Below are 17,522 nucleotides of genomic sequence, written 5' to 3'. Positions count from 1 at the left end.
CCCATGACGCTCGCCACCGAGGTCAAGAAGCTCACCGACTCCAAGCCCTTCTACGCGTTCGCGGGCGCCGGCGACTTCGCCGTGGAGAAGCTGCGCGAGCTGCCCGAGCAGCTCCGCCAGCTCCAGTCCCGCCGCTCGGAGCTGGCCAAGGACCTGCCGGAGAAGACCCGCGCGTACGCCGACAAGGCCGAGGGCTTCGTCCGCGAGTTCCCCGAGAAGGCCCGCGAGTACGCCGACCAGCTGAGCAACAAGGCCACCGAGGTCTACGAGGACTTCGCCAGCCGTGGCCGCAAGGTCGTCAGCAAGACGACCGGCGAGGCCGCCCTTGAGCTGGAGGAGGTGTCGGAGGCCGCCGAGCCGCCCGTCGCCGAGCCCGTCAAGAAGACGACCCGCGCCCCTCGGGCCAAGGCCTGACCGAGCGAAAGGGCCCGCCTCCCCGGAGGCGGGCCCTTTTCTCTTCCGGTGCCCGATTGTCGGGGACGCCTATTAGGCTGGGGCCGATTTCTTCGCGGCGTTGGGTGGAGCCAGCAACATGAATATGATCAACGGCGTTTTCAACTTCCTCTTCTTGGTGCTCGCCGCCGTCATCTTCGGCATGTCGGTCTACGCGCTGGTCCACGCGGCGCGGGTGCCGACCAACGCGTTCGTCTCGGCGGGCAAGCTGCAGAAGAAGATCTGGCTGCTCATCCTCGCGCTGGCGACGTTGCTCTCCGGCGGCGGCGCGCTGGGTTACTTCAACGACTTCATGCTGGTCGGCGGCTTCAGGTTCATCGGGCTCAACGGCATCGGCCTGTTCTCCATCCTGGCCGTCATCGCCGCCACCATCTACATCGTCGACGTGAAGCCCGCCGTCAAGGGCATGGGCCGCGGCAACAGCGGCCCCTACGGCCCCTGGTAGATCAGGCCAGCTCGCCCGCCAGCCACGCGGCGATGCGCTCGTGCCCGGCGAACGTGGGATGCACGCCGTCGGGCAACACCGTCTCCGACGGCCTGCCGGTCACCCATTTGCGGCGCATCGGGTCGAGGAACGGCACCCCCGCGGCGTCCGCCACCTCCGCCAGGGCGTCGCGCACGCGATAGGCCTTGGCCGGGGTGTCCTCCAGCCAGATAGGGCCGACCATGACGACCTTGGTGACCGGCCAGCGGCGGCGCACCTCGGCGAGCAGGCCGGCGGCCGCCTCGCGCACCTGCCCGGTGCTCCAGCGCTGGTCGTTGTGGCCGCCGGAGATGACCAGCACGTCGGGGGCCGGCCGCCAGGCCAGTTCCTCCTCGAACGACCGCCGGAACGTGCGGCCCACCTTGCCCTCGTTGAGGTAGCCGGTGCCACCGGCGCCGGCGATCACCGGCTGCCAGCCGAGCAGGCGCGCCGACTCCGAGGCGTAGGTCCGCCAGGGCGGCACGGGCCCTGAGCCGACCGTGAAGCTGTCACCCACGAACATCATCACCGGGACCGCCGGGCGGGCCGGAGGGACGGCCTCGGGCGCCCGCTGCGGCGGCGTACCGGCCACTGCACTACTACATGCCGAAACTCCAGCAAAAATCCCCATTATCGCGACGACCGGGGCGATTCTTCCTCGAAGCATCAGGCCACGCATTATCACCCCGGGGCACTAGGCTGCCGATATGACCGCCGACCTCCACGGACGCACGCAGCGGCTCGAACTGTCCGACCAGAGCCTGCGGGACTTCGAAGCCGTCGTGCTGGACGCGACGCCTGAGGGGATCGTGCTGAGCAGGTCGGCATTCTATCCAGGCGGGGGCGGCCAGCCGGCCGATCACGGAGTTCTGGTCTGGCAGGGTGTGGAGACGCGCATCGTCGGGGTGCGCAAAGGCGACGACCTCTTCCTGATCCCCGCCGAGGGCGACCCGATCCCGCCCGCCGGCACGGTGGTGGAGGCGGCCGTGGCCGACGCCCGCCGGTCGGCGCTCATGCGTACGCACTCGGGGCTCCACGTGCTGTGCGGCGTGGTGTTCAGGGACTACGGCTGCCTGGTCACCGGCGGCAACATGGACGAGCTGAGCGCCCGCATGGACTTCAACCTGCCCGAGGTGCCGCCCGGCTTCAAGGAGGCCGTCGAGGACGCCTGCAACGCCGAGATCGTCGCCGACCGGCGCATCGACGTGCGCGTGCTGCCCAGGCGGGAGGCGTTCGAGATCCCCGACATCATCCGCACGGCCACGAACCTGGTGCCCGAGGCCGTCCAGGACGTGCGCATCGTCGACATCGTGGGCCTCGACACGCAGGCCGACGGCGGCACCCACGTGGCCTCGACCAAGCAGATCGGCCGCATCAAGGTGGCCAAGATCGAGAGCAAGGGGCGCGGCTTCCGCCGGCTGCGCATCGCGATCTCCGACTAGCGCCCTTCGACCAGCCCGGCGAGCCCGTCGAGCAGCGCGTCGAGGCCGAAGGCGAAGAGCCGGTCGAGGTCGAGGTCGAACTCGCCGCCCAGCTCCTCGACGACGCCGGTGAAGGCGGTCAGCCGCCCCGACTCCGCCAGCGCCTGGAGCTCCCCTTCCCTGCTGGTCATCCATTCGTCGGCGGTCAGGCCGGTCGCGGCCTGGGCCTGCTGCTCCATCTCGATGTTGGCGGCCAGGCCCTGGACGAAGCTGAACAGCAGGGTGTGCACGTGCATCTTGCTCATGGGGTCGAGGGGCGAGCCCTCCAGCGTGCGCATGACCCACTCGGTGTGGGCGATCAGGCTGGCCGAGGGCAGCGGCCTGGTCAGTGACGTGACCCTGGCCATCCACGGGTGGGTGCGGTAGCCCGCCCACTGCACCCGGGCGGCGGTCTCCAGCCTGGCCCGCCATCCGTCGGGCGGCGGGTCGGGCAGCGGGAACTCGCGGATCACGTAGTCGATCATGAGCATGACCAGGTCGTCCTTGCCGCCGACGTGCCGGTAGAGGGACATGGTGGCCACGCCGAGCCGGCCCGCCACGCCGCGCATGGTCAGCTCGGCGAGCCCGTCGGCGTCGGCGATCTCGACGGCGGCGGCCACGATGCGGTCGCGGGTCAGGTCGTCGCCGGACGGGACGGGGGCCCGCCGCGCCCCGCCGCCGCGGATCTCGGCCACGACCGTGCCGACGCGCGGCTCGGCCACCACCACGCCCTGCTGGGCCAGCACCGTCAGCGCCTTGGCCGCCGTGGCGAGCGCGACCTCCCAGTCGCGGGCGAGCTGCCTGGTGGAGGGCACCCGGTCGCCGGGCCGCAGGCGGCCGTCGGCGATGCGCCGCCTGATGTCCTCGACGATGCGCGCGTAAGGCGGAGCGGTCATCTCGTCCCTCTCTCTGTACTAGTACAGATCTTATCAGCGCAGTCTTGTGAGCTGCTGTATGTACGTCGTACATTCAGTTCTGCGTACAACGTCAACAGCAAGGAGCGCATCATGAAGGTTCTCGTCTCGGGGGCGAGCGTCGGGGGTCCCGCCCTGGCCCACTGGCTGCGGCGGCGCGGCTTCGAGGTCACGCTCGTCGAGCGCGCCCCGCGCCCGCGCAAGGGCGGCCAGGCCGTCGACCTCCGGGGCGCCGCCCTGGTCGTGGCCGACCGCATGGGCATCCTGGAGCAGGTCAGGGCGGCCCGGACGACCATGCGCGGCATGTCCATGTACGACGGCGACGGCAACGAGATCATGCGCAGCACCGAGGAGACCGTCAGCGGCGGCCGGCTCGACAGCCCGGACGTCGAGATCGCCCGCGACGACCTCACCGCCATCCTCGACGCCGTCACCGACGCCCCCTGCCGGTACGGCGACTCCGTCGCCACCCTCAACCAGGACGACGAAGGCGTGGACGTGACCTTCGACAGCGGCGTCCGGGAACGCTACGACTACGTGATCGGCGCCGACGGCCTGCACTCCAACGTCAGGAAGCTGACCTTCGGCCCGGAGCAGCCCTTCCTCAAGCACCTCGGCATGTACGTCTCCATCTACACCGCCGACAACTTCCTCGGCCTGGACCACTGGCAGGTCTGGCACCGGGAGGGCGAGGCCGGGTTCGGCCTGTTCAGCGACCGGGACACGGCGGTGATGAAGGTCAACATGGGCTTCGCCGCGGGCCCGCTCGACTACGACCACCGCGACGTCGAGCAGCAGAGGCGCCTGGTCCAGGAGCACTGCTCGGGGCTGCGCTGGCAGGCGCCCAAGCTGCTGGAGGCCATGTGGCGGGCCGACGACTTCTACTTCGACGCCATGGCCCAGGTCGAGATGGACCGCTGGTCGAAGGGCAGGGTTGCGCTGATCGGCGACGCCGGCTACTGCCCCTCACCGCTGTCGGGGCAGGGCACCAGTCTGGCCCTGGTGGGGGCGTACGTGCTGGCCGAGGAGCTGGGCCGGGCCCCCGAGGGGGCGTTCGACCGGTACGAGCGGCGCATGCGGCCCTACGTCGCCCTCAACCAGGCTCTCGCCCTGGAGAACCCCGGCATGGCCGCCTCGCCCGAGAGCGTGCGCCGGGCGGCCGACGGCATCACCCTGGATTGACACCCGCAACCGCTACGATGTCCCGCCATGACGGGTTTCAGACTCACGTTGGCCGCCCTGGGAGCCACCGCGCTGACGTTGCTGGCCACCCCCGCCCTGGCGGAGGCCGGGATCACGGACCAGGTGACGATGACGCTCGCCAAGGACGGCACGCTCCACGTGGTCGAGAAGATCACCGGAGGGTCCGGCGGCCTCAAGCGCACCCTCCTCACCAGGACCCGCTACGACGACGGCAACGACCGCGTCTACCAGGTCGCCAACGTCAAGGGCGGCAAGCTCGACGGCGACGTCCTGACGGTGACGGGCCAGACCGTCGAGTACGACGTCAAGGGCGCGGTGACCACCTCCGGCGGCGTCGAGGAGCTGCGCTGGTTCGCCGTCAGCGGCTGGAACGTCGCCGTGGCCAAGGCGACCGTCCAGGTCCACGGGCCCGGCCAGGTGCAGAACCTGTCGTGCTTCGCCGGCGACCTGACCTCGGCCATCGGCTGCACCGCGGCCACGATGGACCACACCGGCACGCAGGCCGACTTCGAGCAGGAGAACCTCGCGCCGGGCCAGGCCCTGACGGTGGTCGTCGGCTACCCCAAGGGCTCCAGCTCCGGGGCGCCCATCCTGGAGAGGCGCTTCTCGCTGGCCTCGGCGTTCACCCTCGACCTGGTCACCGGCGGCGCCCTGGCCGGCCTGCTGGTGCTGCTGCTCGGCGGCGTCGGCCTGCTCTACTGGACGCGCGGCCGGGACGCCCGGGTCGCGGGCCACGAGAAGGGCACGGTCGATCCCATCCAGAACGGGCACTTCACCCCGCCGGACGGCGTGCGTCCCGGCCAGATCGGCACGCTGGTGGACGAGCAGGCCGACGTGGTCGACGTCACCGCCACCATCGTCGACCTGGCCGTCCGCGGCTACCTGCGGATCGACGAGCAGCCCCGCCAGGCCTACGACGCTCCCGACTGGATGCTGGTCAGGCTGCCGAACGCGCCGGTCAACGCGCTGCTGCCGTACGAGCGGGCCCTGTACGACGCCGTCTTCGACGGGCGCGACACGGTGCTGCTGTCACAGCTGTCCGGCTCGTTCACCGGCCATCTGGGCAAGGTGCGCGACGCGCTCTACACCGACGTGGTCGCGCAGGGCTGGTTCGCCCGCCGTCCCGACACCGAGCGCACCCGGTGGACGACGATCGGCGTCGTGCTGATCGGGCTGGGCCTGCTGGCCACGGTCGGGCTGGCCTGGTTCACCACGTACGGGCTGCTGGGGCTGGCCCTGGTCATCGCGGGCGGCGCGCTGGCCGTCGGCGGCCAGTACATGCCGGCCAAGACCGCCAAGGGCTCGGCCGCGCTCGCGCACACGATGGGCTTCCGCGAGTACCTGTTCTCCGGCGACCTGGGCGAGGTGCCCGAGCAGCACCGGGTGGAGCTGTTCTCGCGCTACCTGCCGTACGCGGTGATCTTCGACGGGGTCGAGCACTGGGCGCGGGTGGTGGCCTCGGTGACCGGCAACGGCCACCAGGCCGACAACCTCTACTGGTACCACGGGCCGGCGGAGTGGGACCTGTCCAAGTTCGCCGGGTCGATGCGCACGTTCACCACGACGACCTCGGGGGCCATCTCCGCCAGCCGCCAGTTCCGCAGCCTCTAGCGGATCCGCAGCTCGCCCACCGGCCGGCCGCCGCCCAGCAGCGCCGGCCGGGCCAGCTCGGCCAGCTCGGGGGCGTCCAGGCCGAGCGAGCGCAGGGCCGCCACGGTGACGGGCACGCGGGCCCGCGTGGAGCCGTCCTCGACCTTGATCGTGCCGGCCCGGCCGTCCTCGAACGCGAACGCGTCGAACGCCTCCGCGCCCGCCTTCAGCATCAGCCCGGGGATCGCCCGCATGATCCTGGCCTCGGGCCGGTCGGTGCCGGACGTCCACTCGGGGTAGGTCCGCATGGCGTCGAAGATCCGCCGCTCGTGCGAGCCCTCCGCGGCCAGCGGGAACGCCCTGAACGCCTTGGTGACGCCGAGCATCGACACGAAGAACAGCGGCGCGCCGCAGCCGTCCACGCCGGAGGCGGCCACGCGCTCTCCGGTCAGGTCCTCGACCGTCGCGCGGATCGCACGCTGGAGCGGGTGCGCGGGCTCCAGGTACGTCGTGAGCGGCCAGTCGTTGAGCACACAGGTGGCCAGCATGGCGGCGTGCTTGCCGGAGCAGTTCATGTAGACCCTGCCGAACTCGATCGAGGTGCGCTCGAACGGGTGGTCCTCCGGACACAGCAGGGCGGACTCATCCAGGCCCGCTCCGGCCAGGATGTTCCGCACGCCGTCCACGTGGAACGCCTCACCGGAGTGCGAGGCGCAGGCCAGCGCCAGCAGCTCCCCCTCCAGCTGGAGGCCGTTGCGCATCATGCCGAGCGCCTGCAGCGGCTTCATCGACGATCGCGGCGAGGCCGGCACGTGCACCGCTCCCCGCGTCTCCACGGGCACGCCTCGCGCGTCCACGGTCAACATGCGGGCCTGATGCGTGGACTCCACGAACCCCGACCGGACAACCTCGACAATCAGCGACATAACGCGCCCCCTTTCGGCACGAGTCTACGAACAGTTCTTTCTGCGCCAGAATGGGATGCCATGCGAGCAGTCGTACAACGAGTGAGCTCGGCCTCCGTCGAGGTCGAGGGGCAGACGGTCGGCGCGGTCGACGAGCCTGGGCTGCTGGTCCTGGTCGGCGTGACGCACACCGACACCCGCGCCGAGGCCGCCAAACTCGCCGCCAAGCTGTGGGGCCTGCGCGTCCTGCACGGCGAGAAGTCCTGCTCCGACGTCTCCGCCCCACTCCTGGTGATCAGCCAGTTCACCCTCTACGGCGACGCGCGCAAGGGCAGGCGCCCCACCTGGCAGGCCGCGGCCCCTGGGCCGGTCGCCGAGCCGCTGGTGGAGGCCGTGGTCGAGGAGCTGAGGACGCTCGGCGCCCATGTGGAGACCGGCCGTTTCGGCGCCGACATGAAGGTCTCGCTGGTCAACGACGGGCCGATCACGCTCGTCCTCGACATCGACGCCTGACGGGTCAGCGGATGCGGCGGCGCAGCGAGGGGTCGATGGCGACGTTGCGGCCGGCGTCGGGGGGCACGACGACTTCCTGGGCGGCGGCCACGCCACCGGCCAGCAGCGGCGCGTCGACCGGAACCGTGCGCTTGACCACGGCCAGCGCGATCGGGCCCAGCTCGTGGTGGCGGGCGGCCGAACCGACGACGCCGACCTCCTGGCTCTCGAAGATCACCGGGTCGCCGTGCACCGGCAGGGTGTCGACGCTGCCGTCGAGGTGCAGGAACACCAGGCGGCGCGGCGGGTGGCCCAGGTTGTGGACGCGGGCGACCGTCTCCTGGCCCCGGTAGCAGCCCTTGCTCAGGTGGACCGCCGAGCCGATCCAGTCGACCTCGTGGGGGATCGTCTTGTGGTCGGTCTCGAAGCCGAGCCGCGGCCGGTGCGCCTCGATGCGCAGCGCCTCGTACGCCCACAGCCCCGCCAGGGGCCGGCCCAGATGGTCGGCCAGCTCCGCGCGCGGCACCAGGAAGTCTTCGGTGGCCGTGGAGAGCACCGCCAGGTCGTCGGCCCGCGACACCTCCACGCGCAGCATGAACCGCATGCGGTCGAGGTAGTCGATCAGGCTCTGGGCCGTGCCGGGCTCGACGTGCGCCAGCACGCTCTCGCCGTCGTCGACCAGCGTGAGGTGGTGCAGCACGCGGCCCTGGAGGTCGAGGTCGAGCGTCTGCGTCCACTGGCCGGGCGGCAGCGCGTCGAGCTTCTGCGAGGTCAGGTCGTTGAGCCATTTCAGCCGGTCGACGCCGGAGATGCGGACCACCTCGCGGTTGCTGCGGTCGACGACCGCCTCACCCTTGGCCAGCGCGCGCTGTTCGGCGAACAGGTCGCCATAGTGCGCGGCTACGTCGGCGTCCGGCCCGTCGGCCGCGACGGCGCCGGGGAGATCGAGCAGAGGGCTACGCATGCCCTCAAGGCTATCCGCCCGCGCGACGGCGCCCGACGCCGGTGCCGCGGGTCAGCGGCAGTTGCTGCACCGGCCGAACACCGTGAGGTGATGGACGTCGGCCGCGAACCCCAGCTCCTCGTCGAGCCCCTTCACCAGCCCCTCGGCCAGCTCGGGACGCACCTCGAAGACCTCGTCGCACCCCCGGCACACCAGATGGACGTGGTCGGCCTCGGCCGCCAGGTGGTAGGTCGGCGCGCCGTGGCCGAGATGGGTGTGGGTGACCATGCCGAGCTCTTCGAGCAGCTCCAGCGTGCGGTAGACGGTCGAGATGTTGACCCCGCGCGCCGTCTCGCGGACCTTGGTGCAGATCTCCTCGGGCGTCGCGTGCTCCAGATCCTTGACCGCTTCGAGCACGAGCTGCCGCTGCGGGGTGACCCGGTAGCCCTTGGCGCGGAGTTCCTCGTGCCACTGCGTCTCGGTCATGCCCCGAGTGTAAAGCGCACGATCGCCTGTTCGCGGCCGTCCGATAATTACTTGCCCCCGGCGCGCGCGACCGCATAGCTTCATGAGTACGCGGAAAGGAGGTGGTCCGAATAATGGATAGTCATAGTCGGGCTAGCGAGGTGGTTGTCCGCTAGCGCTGCGGACTGTTGTCTCGTGTCGCAAGCGAATCCGAGGCAACCACCGGGGCCCCTGGCAGCCGGAGGGCGGGATGACGCATCCCGGCCATGGTCCATCCGGCCCGTCTGCTCGGCAGGCGGAGTGTTGCCCGGGGCCCTCTTTGTTTCTCCGATCGATTCTTCCCTCAGTGTTCGCCGTGCGGCTCGATGCCCAGCTCGGCGCAGGCCGCCCGGTAGAGGCGCACCACCGCCTTGCGCACCTGGGCGCGCTCGGTCAGCGTCTCGCCCCACGGCACGCGCACCCGCTCGCCGCCGTCGACCGTGAACTCCATCGCCTCGGCGTCGACGTCGCTGGTCACCGCCGAGGTGGCCCCCGGCCGGCCGCCGAGCCCTCGGACGATGACCAGGGCGTCGCCGGTGTGGTCGTCGTTCATGTGGCGCTTGATCGCCTCGACGGCCTCGGGGGGAAAGGGCGAGGTCATGCTCAGGACACCTTCTTCAGCTCGGCCGACATGTGGTCGGTGAGCGGGTGGCCCATGGCCGCCATCTCGTAGGCCCACATCAGGTTGCCGTTGACCAGGCCGTAGAGGCGGTGGCCCGCGGTGTACTCCTTGGACGTGGAGGTGCGGGCCACGACGTCGGTGCGCAGCTCGATCTTGTGGAAGACGACCTCGCCGATGTAGATCTCGACGATGCCGGTCGGGTGCGCGAGCACCACCTCGATCTGCCGGTCGGGCTGCGCCCGCCAGTAGCCGGACTCGGTGGCCAGCGGCCTGACCCGGTTGCCGTCGTTGTCGAGCAGCCAGGTGCGGCTGACGTACGTCAGGAACGGCTTGCCGTTGTGGCCGAACTCGATCTCCTGGCCGAAGTTGAAGCTCTCGATCGTCGGATAGCCGCCCACGCCGGCGCCCTCCCAGCGGCCGAGCAGGAACGCGATCTGCTCCAGAGCGGGATGCACCTCAGGTTCTTCCATGCTCACCAAGCCTAGCGCCGGTGGCTAACCTTCTGGATCGGGGAGACGTTCCGTCGGGGGGAGCCGCGATGCTGGATGCCTGGGCCGTGCCGCCGCACGTCGACGTGCTGTTCGTGGGCGCCCATCCGGACGACGAGTACCAGTCGCTGTCCACGTTCGGGCAGTGGCGCGAACGCCTGGGGCTGACCACCGGCGTCGTGACGGTCACCCGCGGCGAGGGCGGCGGCAACGCCGCCGGGCCGGAGAAGGGCGCGGCGCTCGGCCGGATCAGGGAGGCCGAGGAGCGCGAGGCGGTCGCGCACGCGGGCATCCGCGACGTCTTCTACCTGGACAGACCGGACTTCTGGTACACGCTGTCGGCGCCCCTGACCGCCCGCGCGTGGGGGCCGGACACCCTCAGGCGCATGGTCGAGACGATCAGAGCCACCACGCCCACGACCGTCGTCACGATGGACCCGCGGCCCTTCAACCAGCACGGCGGGCACCAGCTCGCCGCCCGGCTGGCCGTCGAGGCGTTCCGGCTGGCCGCCGACCCCGCCGCGTTCCCGGGGACGGGCGCGCCCTGGCGGGCCTCCCGGCTGCTGACCCAGAACTGGGGGCTGCGCGGCCCCGTGGGCCCCGGCTGCGCGACGGCCGGCCTCCGCGACCTGGCCACCGGGCTGCCGCAGCTCGGCGTCTGGGAGGGCGTCCGATCGCCGCGCCACCGCGGCACGTGGGCCCAGCGGGAGCGCGACGCCGAGCGCGCGTACCGCACGCAGGGGTTCGCCTCCCGGCCGGCGAAAGTGGCCGGGCCGTTCGGGTGCGACTGGTTCTCGGTCGTCTTCGACGGCGGGCGGCCGGTGCCCGCCCCCGTCGTCGAGCAGGCCGGTCTTCGCCCCCTGTACGCCGAGTTCCGCGACTGGGCGCGCGCGGTCGGCCTGCCCTGGCTGGCCAACAGGGCACAGCCGGACTATCCCGAGCCGCCCGCCACCACGCTGCCGGTCGCCGGGCGCGCTCCCGTGCTCGACGGCGTCGCCTCCCCCGGCGAGTACGCCGGCCCCGCCCTGCGCCTGGCGCACTGGGAGGGCGAACGCTGCGCGGCGGCCGACTGCGCCGCGACCGCCCGGCTGGCCCGCCACGGCGACGACCTCTACGTCCAGGTCGAGGTCACCGACGAGGCCCGCGGCGCCGCCCTCGGGGAGTGCGAGCGCCACTGGCGCACCGACGCGGTCGAGATCGCCCTCGACCCGCGCGGCGACTCCGACGACACCTCGACCACGTTCAAGCTGGGCGTCCTGCCCTACACCGCCCGGGGCGGGCCGTGCGCCGCCCGCGACGCCGACGCCCGCCAGGGCCCCGCCCCGCGGGTACGCGTGGCCGCGGCGGCCCACCACGGCGGCTACGGCGTCGAGGTGCGCATCCCGCTCGCGCTGCTGCCCGCCCCGCCCACCGCGCTGAGAGCGAACGTGCTCGTCTACGACTCCGACACCAAGGACAGGACCGGGCAGACGCGGCTCGCCTGGTCGCCGTTCGGCAGCGCCCAGGCCGATCCGTACGTGTGGGGTCAGGTGCGGCGGGGTTAGGGTGACGGCATGGCACGTTCATTGGTGATCAAGGTGACCGCGGGGGCGGACGCCCCTGAGCGATGTAACCAGGCCTTCACGGTGGCGGCGGCCGCGCTGGCGAGCGGCGTGCCGGTCTCGCTCTGGTTGACCGGCGAGTCGTCCTGGTTCGCCCTGCCGGGCCGGGCCAAGGAGTTCAGCCTGCCGCACGCCGCGCCGCTGGCCGACCTGCTGGAAGCCGTCCTGGCGGCGGGCCGGGTGACGCTGTGCACGCAGTGCGCCGCCCGCCGGGACATCACGGTCGACGACGTGATCGAGGGCGTGCGCATCGCCGGCGCGCCCGCGTTCGTCGAGGAGGCGGTCAGCGAAGGCGCCCAGGCCCTGATCTACTAGGCCGTCAGCCGGACAGCACGGTGTTGAGCCGCTCCTGGCGCAGGGCCTCGTAGCGGGAGTCGTCGAGGGGCGTCAGGTCGCCCACGCGCCACGACAGCAGCAGGTCGGCCAGGGCGGGGTTGCGCGCCAGCGCGGGGCCGTGCAGGTACGTGCCCACCACGTGGCCCGCGTAGCAGCCCTCGAAGCCGTCGCCGTTGCCCACCCCGGCGACCGTCTTGGACAGCGGCCGCACGCCCTGGCCCAGGTGCGTGACGCCCATGTGGTTCTCGAAGCCGGTCAGCGTGGGCAGGTTGAGCGCGGCGTCGACCTCGGCGACCAGCTCGCCCACGGCCCGCGCCGGGCCGCGCGAGCTGGCGATGTCGAGCAGGCCGATGCCGTCGACCGGCTGGCCCTCCTCGCCGCCGAACGTGCTGCCCATGATCTGGTAGCCGGCGCACACCGCCAGCATCGCCGCGCCCCGGGCGATGGCCCGCTGGAGCCCGCCGTCGCGGCGCAGGCGCTGGGCGGCCAGGATCTGCGGGCGGTCCTCGCCGCCGCCGATGAGGTAGATGTCGCCGCTCTCCGGCACGGGGTCGGCCGAGCGGACGTAGACGGTCTCGACCTCGATGCCCCTGCGCTGCGCACGCTGCTCCAGGACGAGCACGTTGCCCTGGTCGCCGTACGTGCTCAGCAGGTCGGGGTAGATCCAGACGATGCTGAGGGCGCTGTCAGAGGGCACGTCCGAACTCCGATCGGATCAGCTGGAAGGCGGTGTAGTTGGCGATCACGTCGACCCGGCCGGGCGGCTGCATGGCCAGCGCCTCGGAGAACGAGCTGCACAACGTGAACGGCACGTCGGCCACGTCGAGCCGGAGCGCCAGGTCGAGCCGTCGCTCACCGGTGACGAAGACCGGACGGCCGCGCAGAATGCGGTAGTCGACGTCCCACAACCACGAGGTGTCGCGGCCGTCGGGGCCCTGCGCGTTGACCGAGAGGATGATCGGCAGCTGCGGGTCGGCGACGTCGAACGCCTCCAGCCAGCCCGCCGGGTTCTTGGCCAGCAGCAGCCGCGCGTGGCGGCCGTCGCGCTCGACCGTGGTGTAGCGGCCGGCCACCGAGGTGACCTCGCGCAGCCGGGGCAGCGCCCGGTCGACCGGCAGCCCGAACGCGTCGGCCACGGCCAGCGCCATCACCGCGTTGGAGCGGTTGGCCAGGCCGGGAAGCTGGATGTCGAGCAGCCAGCGCTGCCCGCGCGGGTCGACGGCGACGTCGTCGTCGAGCATCCACTGCGGCTCGGGACGGTGGAAGGTGCACTCACGGCAGGACCAGTCGGCGTCTTTGCGGTCGAGGGGGCCGCCGCACTCGGGGCAGCACCAGGAGTCCTCCTTCCAGCGCTGCCCGCCCGCGACCCAGGTGACCTTGGCGGCCGTGGAGGCCCCCCAGGTGACGAGGGGGTCGTCGCAGTTGGCGATGACGTGGGTGGGCCTGCCGGACAGCGCCCTGCGCCACTTCTGCGCGAGCAGCCAGATCTCGGCCGCGCGGTCCATCTGGTCGCGGCTGAGGTTCATCAGGCAGACGACGCCCGCGCCGGTGGTGTCGAGCACCTCCGGCAGGTACTTCTCGTCGACCTCCAGCACGCCGTAGGGGGCGCCCTTTTGCTGGGAGAGCGCCGAGACGTGGCCCGCCGGCATGTTGGCGCCGAAGGCGTTGGTGGCCACCTCGCCCATCTCCAGCAGCGCGGAGGTGATCAGCCTGGTCGTGGTGGTCTTGCCGTTGGTGGCGCTGACCAGGGCCAGCTTGCGGTCGCGGGCCAGCTTGCGCAGGAGGTCGGGCTCAAGCAGCAGGCCGACCCTGCCGCCGATCACCGAGCCGTCACCGCGCCCGGTCATCCGCGAGAGCGTGGCGGCGCTGCGTCCCAGGGCGCTGGCGAGCTGAGCCCGCAGAGGAAGCTGGGTCATGCCCAAGGATCCTAGTCGCCGTTGAGTCGTACTCTGGAGTTGCACACGAAAACGCGGCCCGGTTGGTAGCCCGGGCGAAGCCTCACGTATCCGCCCTTCCAGGGATGTCCGGTGTGCCGGAAGCGGCCTGTCCAGGTCGTTTTCCCGGCATGTCTGGATGAAGGGCGGAGAAGATGGTCACGTTGTCGGTCTACCTGGACGGCCCGTTCTGGGTCGGGGTGCTGGAGGTCGCCGAAGGCGGGCGGCTGCGGGCGACCCGGTTCACCCTCGGGTCCGAGCCCACCGATCCCGAGCTGCACGCGTTCCTGATGCGCCATGGCGTCCCCCTGCTGGAGCAGGCCCATGCCGCGCCCGCCGTGGCCGCCGGGGAGCGGGTGCGGCGGGTCAACCCCAAGCGGGCGGCCAAGCTGGCGGCGCGGGCCGCGGCGCAGGTGTCCGTGCGGAGCACGACCTCCCAGGAGGCGATGCGGCTGGAGCTGGAGAGCCGCAGGCAGGAGGCCGCGCAGGGGCGGCGGGAACGGCGGCGCGAGCTGGCCGGGCACAAGCGCGAGGTGGCCCGGCGCAAACGCCTCGAACGCCGCCGCGACCGCTAGCCGTGGCGCCCCGGGGCGTCAGGACGAGGGCGCCTCGACGAAGGCGATCTCCGGGGCTCCCCCGTGCTCGAACGGCAGGACGAACCGCTGCGGCCACGACAGCACGCCCTCCAGCCAGCCCGCGCCCATCGTCTGGCCCACGTGCCTGATCCTGGCCGACGCCTCGATGCCGATCGCCACGTTCGTGATGTCGCGCTGCACGTTCTCGTTCTCGTCGTCGCCCAGGATCACCCGCCAGGCCAGGGCCCGGTTGTGGTCCACCTCCATGGACAGCGGGTGGTGGCGCAGGGCCTTGGCGCGGTGGCCGAGCAGCTCGGCGTGCACCAGGTCGGCGCCGCCGTTGCCGTTGGCCCCGCGGAACAGGGCGTACTCCATGGGCGGGGCCGGGCTGCGCAGGTTGGGGGCGGGCTGGCCGTACGGGAAGAGCCGGTCGACCTCGTGCAGCCAGCGCACCTGCGGGATCACCCACGACGCCCCGGGACGGTCGCCGCCGGCCTCGGCCCCGGACAGCAGCCGCGCGGCGACCTCGGCGGCCTTCTCGGTGAGCAGCGCCGGGTCGAACCAGCTCCGCAGCGACCAGGCCCGCCGCTGGACGGCGCGTTCGACCAGGGTGGCGAGCAGGCACTCGCGGCGGCGGGCGGGCAGCTCGGCCCAGGACGCCGACAGGGCGCGCGGCACGCCGGGCAGCGGCCGGTTGCTGACGAAGGCGAGCACGACCGTGTCGCACCAGATGCGCAGCCACGCCCAGTCCGGCCCGTCGGCGAGGACGTCGGCCTCCCTCAGCTCCACCAGGGTGCACGCCTGGCCGGTACGGCACTGCGCCCCGCAGGCGGCCGACCTGCGCCCGCGGATGGGCGGCTGTGGGCCCGGCAGCGGCTTCTCCCGCGACTCGCCCAGCGGGACGCGCACACGCAGCGGCCGGTCCATGCCGTCGGCGAACACCGCGGCCGAGCCCGGCTGGAGCGACACGACGTGCCTGGACTGCTCGTCGCTGAGGTTCATGGCCGCGCCGACGAGCTTCCTGTCGTCCTCGGCGGGCAGCCGGTGGACGACCTTCAGCGCGGTGTTCTTCACGACGTCGGAGACGAGTTTGGTCGGGATCTGCTCGGCCACCACGATGCCCTCGCCGTACGCCCTGATCTCGGCGAGCAGGCCGGCCAGCAGCTCCACGGCGTGGGTGGAGGCCCGCCCGTGGCCGCGGTCGCGCAGCAGCCGGTGGGCCTCCTCGATCACGATGACGTGCCGCAGCCCGGCCGACTTCTCCTTCCTGGCCCGCATGCGCAGGTGCTCGACGATCCGGATGATCAGCGTGCCCATGAGGAACGCCTTGTCCTCGTCGTTGGCGACGTCCTCGATGGCGAGGACGACGTTGCGCTCCAGCAGGCCGCCGATGTCGGCCGGGTGGCCGCCCTCGAAGAAGCGCCCGGCCGAGCCGACCCGCAACGACCGCAGCCTGAGCGAGATGAAGCCCTCGACGTCGGCCTGGACCTCGCGGCCGTAGCCGATCTCCTTGATGACGTCCATGGCGTGCTGCTGAAGCTGTTCGAGCGTCGGCACGCTGGGCGGGACGTTCGAGCCGGGCACGGCGCCGCCGGTGACGACGTCCCAGCCGGTGGCCTCGTAGACCCGTTGCAGGGACAGCGACATGATCTGCGGGAACGGCTCCTCGGCGTCGAACGCCGCCATGAACAGCGCCCTGATCATGTCGATGTGCGCCTGGACGGGATAACCGGGCTCGGGTTCGAGCGGGTTGACGCTGAGCGGCACGCCCTCGGGCGCCGAGGGATTGATCACCGTCACCGGATCGGCGATGCGGCCGGCCATGGCCGCGTACTCGGACTTGGCCGGCTCGATGGCCAGCCAGGGGATGCGCGCCTCGCTGAGCTGCTCCAGCAGGTGCCGGACGGTCTGGGACTTGCCCGAGCCGGTCGCGCCGGTGACGAACGCGTGCCTGTTGAGCGTGGCCAGGGGCACCCGGAAGCTGCCCACCCCCCTGTCCTGGCCGTCGAGGATCTCGCCCAGCTCCAGCTCGCCGCCGTCGGCCTCGGAGGTCACGTCGAAGAAGCCGGAGTCGAGCACGCGTACGCCGGGGACCTCGCGCCGGGGCAGCCCGGCCAGCGCGGCGAGCGCGCCCGCGGTGGCGGCGAAGGGCGCGGCGGCGCTGTCGGCCGGGTCCTGCATGGTGATGGCCAGGGCCTCCGACAGCGCGTAGACCGCGCCGTGCGCGCTGCGCAGCCGGTAGGGGTGGTGGCTCATCTCGACGGACCCGACGAGCACGGGCGCGATCTGCCGCAGCTCCTCGGCGGTGGCGCCGCCGGCCAGCACCCGCACGTTCCACAGGCCGGCCTCGCGGAAGGCGTCGAGCTCCTGCATGCGGCGCTCGGCCCGTTCGGCGTCGAACCGGGAGCGCTCGGAGGCGTCGCCGTACTGCCGCAGGACGTTGAGCTGGGTGCGCAGGTGCGCCACCTCGGCGTCGAGCAGGTCGGTCGGCTCGGCCACGACCAGCCAGGCGAACGGCCGCGACATGAGCGTGACCAGCGTCGACTCGAACAGCGTGGGCCGCCTCAGCTCGTCGGGGTCGGACCCGGCGAACTCGCGTCCCCGCCCGCCCAATGGCGGCGCCTGGCGGCCGGGGCACGGCGTCCAGACCAGGTCGGCCAGGTCGGCCAGGTACTCCTCGTCCAGCTCGATGCCCCGCGCGCCGCCGGGGAACAGCAGTGGCTGCGGCCCGGTCGGCAGGCCGGGCACGTCGGTCGCCCGGCGTGGCTGGCGCGGCGGCGAGAGCGGGCCGGCGTTGGTGATCAGTTCGAGCGGCGCGCCGGAACCTCGCGACAGCCACCCGATGACGAACGGCCGGTCACGCTGCGCCGCCGACAGCACGGCGGGCAGCACCGTGACGAAATCCCATTCCGCCGACGAGCTTCGCGAGGGTGCGGCGATCGACTGGATCCGATACCAGGGCCCGCTCAGCGAGACACTCGGCTGCATCTTTCAATTCCCCCACAGTCGGTTCTCAGTAAAGTCCCGCCGATCGTCAGC

Annotated in this window: 19 protein-coding genes; 9 read left to right on the top strand and 10 right to left on the bottom strand. The window is 72.1% G+C overall.

All coding sequences use genetic code 11. From position 1 onward, the window contains the following. Window positions 1-3: 3 nt before the first annotated feature. Together ACWCSU_RS16070 and ACWCSU_RS16065 are read left to right on the top strand one after the other, a co-directional pair. On the top strand, window positions 4-414 hold the full coding sequence (locus ACWCSU_RS16070) for a hypothetical protein (RefSeq protein WP_357706229.1): 411 nt from the start codon (window positions 4-6) through the stop codon (window positions 412-414). 118 nt (window positions 415-532) lie between these two features. After that, entirely contained in the window at window positions 533-898 is a 366-nt protein-coding gene (locus ACWCSU_RS16065) for a DUF2516 family protein (RefSeq protein WP_449935681.1), read from the top strand. A gap of 1 nt (window position 899) precedes the next feature. On the opposite strand, the gene ACWCSU_RS16060 is transcribed toward ACWCSU_RS16065, so the two are convergent. Further along, complete coding sequence (locus ACWCSU_RS16060) at window positions 900-1,508, bottom strand: SGNH/GDSL hydrolase family protein (protein ID WP_449935678.1); 609 nt, start codon at window positions 1,506-1,508, stop codon at window positions 900-902. A 115-nt stretch (window positions 1,509-1,623) separates the two neighbouring features. On the opposite strand from ACWCSU_RS16060, the gene ACWCSU_RS16055 reads away from it, so the two are divergent. Further along, entirely contained in the window at window positions 1,624-2,358 is a 735-nt protein-coding gene (locus ACWCSU_RS16055) for an alanyl-tRNA editing protein (RefSeq protein WP_357706226.1), read from the top strand. Here ACWCSU_RS16055 and ACWCSU_RS16050 read toward each other — a convergent pair. After that, window positions 2,355-3,272 carry a TetR/AcrR family transcriptional regulator C-terminal domain-containing protein gene (locus tag ACWCSU_RS16050; protein WP_449935676.1) on the bottom strand — a complete coding sequence of 306 codons (918 nt, stop codon included), beginning with the start codon at window positions 3,270-3,272 and terminating at the stop codon, window positions 2,355-2,357. The genes ACWCSU_RS16055 and ACWCSU_RS16050 overlap by 4 nt on opposite strands. 111 nt (window positions 3,273-3,383) lie before the next feature. On the opposite strand from ACWCSU_RS16050, the gene ACWCSU_RS16045 reads away from it, so the two are divergent. Next, the gene (locus ACWCSU_RS16045) at window positions 3,384-4,472 is read left to right on the top strand and encodes an FAD-dependent monooxygenase (RefSeq protein WP_449935675.1); all 1,089 of its coding nucleotides are present in this window, start codon (window positions 3,384-3,386) and stop codon (window positions 4,470-4,472) included. A 27-nt stretch (window positions 4,473-4,499) separates the two neighbouring features. Beyond that, on the top strand, window positions 4,500-6,104 hold the full coding sequence (locus ACWCSU_RS16040) for a DUF2207 domain-containing protein (protein ID WP_357706223.1): 1,605 nt from the start codon (window positions 4,500-4,502) through the stop codon (window positions 6,102-6,104). Here ACWCSU_RS16040 and ACWCSU_RS16035 read toward each other — a convergent pair. Beyond that, the gene (locus ACWCSU_RS16035; protein WP_357706222.1) at window positions 6,101-7,009 is read right to left on the bottom strand and encodes an asparaginase; all 909 of its coding nucleotides are present in this window, start codon (window positions 7,007-7,009) and stop codon (window positions 6,101-6,103) included. The genes ACWCSU_RS16040 and ACWCSU_RS16035 overlap by 4 nt on opposite strands. A gap of 60 nt (window positions 7,010-7,069) precedes the next feature. On the opposite strand from ACWCSU_RS16035, the gene dtd reads away from it, so the two are divergent. Further along, window positions 7,070-7,501, top strand: a complete 432-nt coding sequence (dtd, locus tag ACWCSU_RS16030) for a D-aminoacyl-tRNA deacylase (RefSeq protein ID WP_357706221.1) — start codon at window positions 7,070-7,072, stop codon at window positions 7,499-7,501. A 4-nt stretch (window positions 7,502-7,505) separates the two neighbouring features. Here dtd and ygfZ read toward each other — a convergent pair whose 3' ends face one another. The 4 genes from ygfZ to ACWCSU_RS16010 form a co-directional block, all read right to left on the bottom strand. Beyond that, window positions 7,506-8,444, bottom strand: coding sequence for a CAF17-like 4Fe-4S cluster assembly/insertion protein YgfZ (gene ygfZ, locus ACWCSU_RS16025; protein ID WP_357706220.1), 939 nt, complete (start codon window positions 8,442-8,444; stop codon window positions 7,506-7,508). A 51-nt stretch (window positions 8,445-8,495) separates the two neighbouring features. Then, a complete protein-coding gene (locus ACWCSU_RS16020) occupies window positions 8,496-8,909 on the bottom strand; it encodes a Fur family transcriptional regulator (RefSeq protein ID WP_352319736.1) in 414 nt (137 codons plus the stop codon). Between the two features lie 322 nt (window positions 8,910-9,231). Next, the gene (locus ACWCSU_RS16015) at window positions 9,232-9,528 is read right to left on the bottom strand and encodes a DUF2470 domain-containing protein (RefSeq protein WP_364096056.1); all 297 of its coding nucleotides are present in this window, start codon (window positions 9,526-9,528) and stop codon (window positions 9,232-9,234) included. Window positions 9,529-9,530: 2 nt separating this feature from the next. Then, on the bottom strand, window positions 9,531-10,019 hold the full coding sequence (locus tag ACWCSU_RS16010) for an FABP family protein (protein ID WP_357706218.1): 489 nt from the start codon (window positions 10,017-10,019) through the stop codon (window positions 9,531-9,533). A gap of 68 nt (window positions 10,020-10,087) precedes the next feature. Here ACWCSU_RS16010 and ACWCSU_RS16005 point away from each other — a divergent pair, with 68 nt between their 5' ends. Both ACWCSU_RS16005 and ACWCSU_RS16000 read left to right on the top strand, forming a co-directional pair. Continuing rightward, complete coding sequence (locus tag ACWCSU_RS16005) at window positions 10,088-11,581, top strand: sugar-binding protein (RefSeq protein ID WP_449935672.1); 1,494 nt, start codon at window positions 10,088-10,090, stop codon at window positions 11,579-11,581. Between the two features lie 9 nt (window positions 11,582-11,590). Then, window positions 11,591-11,953, top strand: a complete 363-nt coding sequence (locus tag ACWCSU_RS16000; RefSeq protein ID WP_449935670.1) for a DsrE family protein — start codon at window positions 11,591-11,593, stop codon at window positions 11,951-11,953. 4 nt (window positions 11,954-11,957) lie between these two features. Here the strand turns inward: ACWCSU_RS16000 and ACWCSU_RS15995 are convergent, their stop codons facing one another. Beyond that, window positions 11,958-12,671 carry a type 1 glutamine amidotransferase gene (locus ACWCSU_RS15995; protein WP_357706215.1) on the bottom strand — a complete coding sequence of 238 codons (714 nt, stop codon included), beginning with the start codon at window positions 12,669-12,671 and terminating at the stop codon, window positions 11,958-11,960. Then, the gene (locus ACWCSU_RS15990; protein ID WP_357706214.1) at window positions 12,661-13,890 is read right to left on the bottom strand and encodes a MurT ligase domain-containing protein; all 1,230 of its coding nucleotides are present in this window, start codon (window positions 13,888-13,890) and stop codon (window positions 12,661-12,663) included. Before ACWCSU_RS15990 ends, ACWCSU_RS15995 begins: the two co-directional genes overlap by 11 nt. Before the next feature lie 173 nt (window positions 13,891-14,063). On the opposite strand from ACWCSU_RS15990, the gene ACWCSU_RS15985 reads away from it, so the two are divergent. Beyond that, complete coding sequence (locus ACWCSU_RS15985; RefSeq protein WP_449935668.1) at window positions 14,064-14,483, top strand: YjdF family protein; 420 nt, start codon at window positions 14,064-14,066, stop codon at window positions 14,481-14,483. An 18-nt stretch (window positions 14,484-14,501) separates the two neighbouring features. Here ACWCSU_RS15985 and ACWCSU_RS15980 read toward each other — a convergent pair whose 3' ends face one another. After that, complete coding sequence (locus ACWCSU_RS15980; RefSeq protein ID WP_357706212.1) at window positions 14,502-17,471, bottom strand: ATP-binding protein; 2,970 nt, start codon at window positions 17,469-17,471, stop codon at window positions 14,502-14,504. Window positions 17,472-17,522: the final 51 nt, after the last annotated feature.

The sequence above is a fragment of the Nonomuraea sp. NPDC001699 genome (assembly GCF_053596455.1).
This window is presented reverse-complemented; position numbering and strand designations above follow the sequence as displayed.

Excerpts from the sequence above, each read along its gene's own strand:
- ACWCSU_RS16070 (WP_357706229.1), top strand. The coding sequence starts at position 4 with ATGACGCTCGCCACCGAGGTCAAGAAGCTCACCGACTCCAAGCCCTTC.
- ACWCSU_RS16065 (WP_449935681.1), top strand. The coding sequence starts at position 533 with ATGAATATGATCAACGGCGTTTTCAACTTCCTCTTCTTGGTGCTCGCC.
- ACWCSU_RS16055 (WP_357706226.1), top strand. The coding sequence starts at position 1,624 with ATGACCGCCGACCTCCACGGACGCACGCAGCGGCTCGAACTGTCCGAC.
- ACWCSU_RS16050 (WP_449935676.1), bottom strand. The coding sequence starts at position 3,272 with ATGACCGCTCCGCCTTACGCGCGCATCGTCGAGGACATCAGGCGGCGC.
- ACWCSU_RS16045 (WP_449935675.1), top strand. The coding sequence starts at position 3,384 with ATGAAGGTTCTCGTCTCGGGGGCGAGCGTCGGGGGTCCCGCCCTGGCC.
- ACWCSU_RS16040 (WP_357706223.1), top strand. The coding sequence starts at position 4,500 with ATGACGGGTTTCAGACTCACGTTGGCCGCCCTGGGAGCCACCGCGCTG.
- ACWCSU_RS16035 (WP_357706222.1), bottom strand. The coding sequence starts at position 7,009 with ATGTCGCTGATTGTCGAGGTTGTCCGGTCGGGGTTCGTGGAGTCCACG.
- dtd (WP_357706221.1), top strand. The coding sequence starts at position 7,070 with ATGCGAGCAGTCGTACAACGAGTGAGCTCGGCCTCCGTCGAGGTCGAG.
- ygfZ (WP_357706220.1), bottom strand. The coding sequence starts at position 8,444 with ATGCGTAGCCCTCTGCTCGATCTCCCCGGCGCCGTCGCGGCCGACGGG.
- ACWCSU_RS16020 (WP_352319736.1), bottom strand. The coding sequence starts at position 8,909 with ATGACCGAGACGCAGTGGCACGAGGAACTCCGCGCCAAGGGCTACCGG.
- ACWCSU_RS16015 (WP_364096056.1), bottom strand. The coding sequence starts at position 9,528 with ATGACCTCGCCCTTTCCCCCCGAGGCCGTCGAGGCGATCAAGCGCCAC.
- ACWCSU_RS16010 (WP_357706218.1), bottom strand. The coding sequence starts at position 10,019 with ATGGAAGAACCTGAGGTGCATCCCGCTCTGGAGCAGATCGCGTTCCTG.
- ACWCSU_RS16005 (WP_449935672.1), top strand. The coding sequence starts at position 10,088 with ATGCTGGATGCCTGGGCCGTGCCGCCGCACGTCGACGTGCTGTTCGTG.
- ACWCSU_RS16000 (WP_449935670.1), top strand. The coding sequence starts at position 11,591 with ATGGCACGTTCATTGGTGATCAAGGTGACCGCGGGGGCGGACGCCCCT.
- ACWCSU_RS15990 (WP_357706214.1), bottom strand. The coding sequence starts at position 13,890 with ATGACCCAGCTTCCTCTGCGGGCTCAGCTCGCCAGCGCCCTGGGACGC.
- ACWCSU_RS15985 (WP_449935668.1), top strand. The coding sequence starts at position 14,064 with ATGGTCACGTTGTCGGTCTACCTGGACGGCCCGTTCTGGGTCGGGGTG.
- ACWCSU_RS15980 (WP_357706212.1), bottom strand. The coding sequence starts at position 17,471 with ATGCAGCCGAGTGTCTCGCTGAGCGGGCCCTGGTATCGGATCCAGTCG.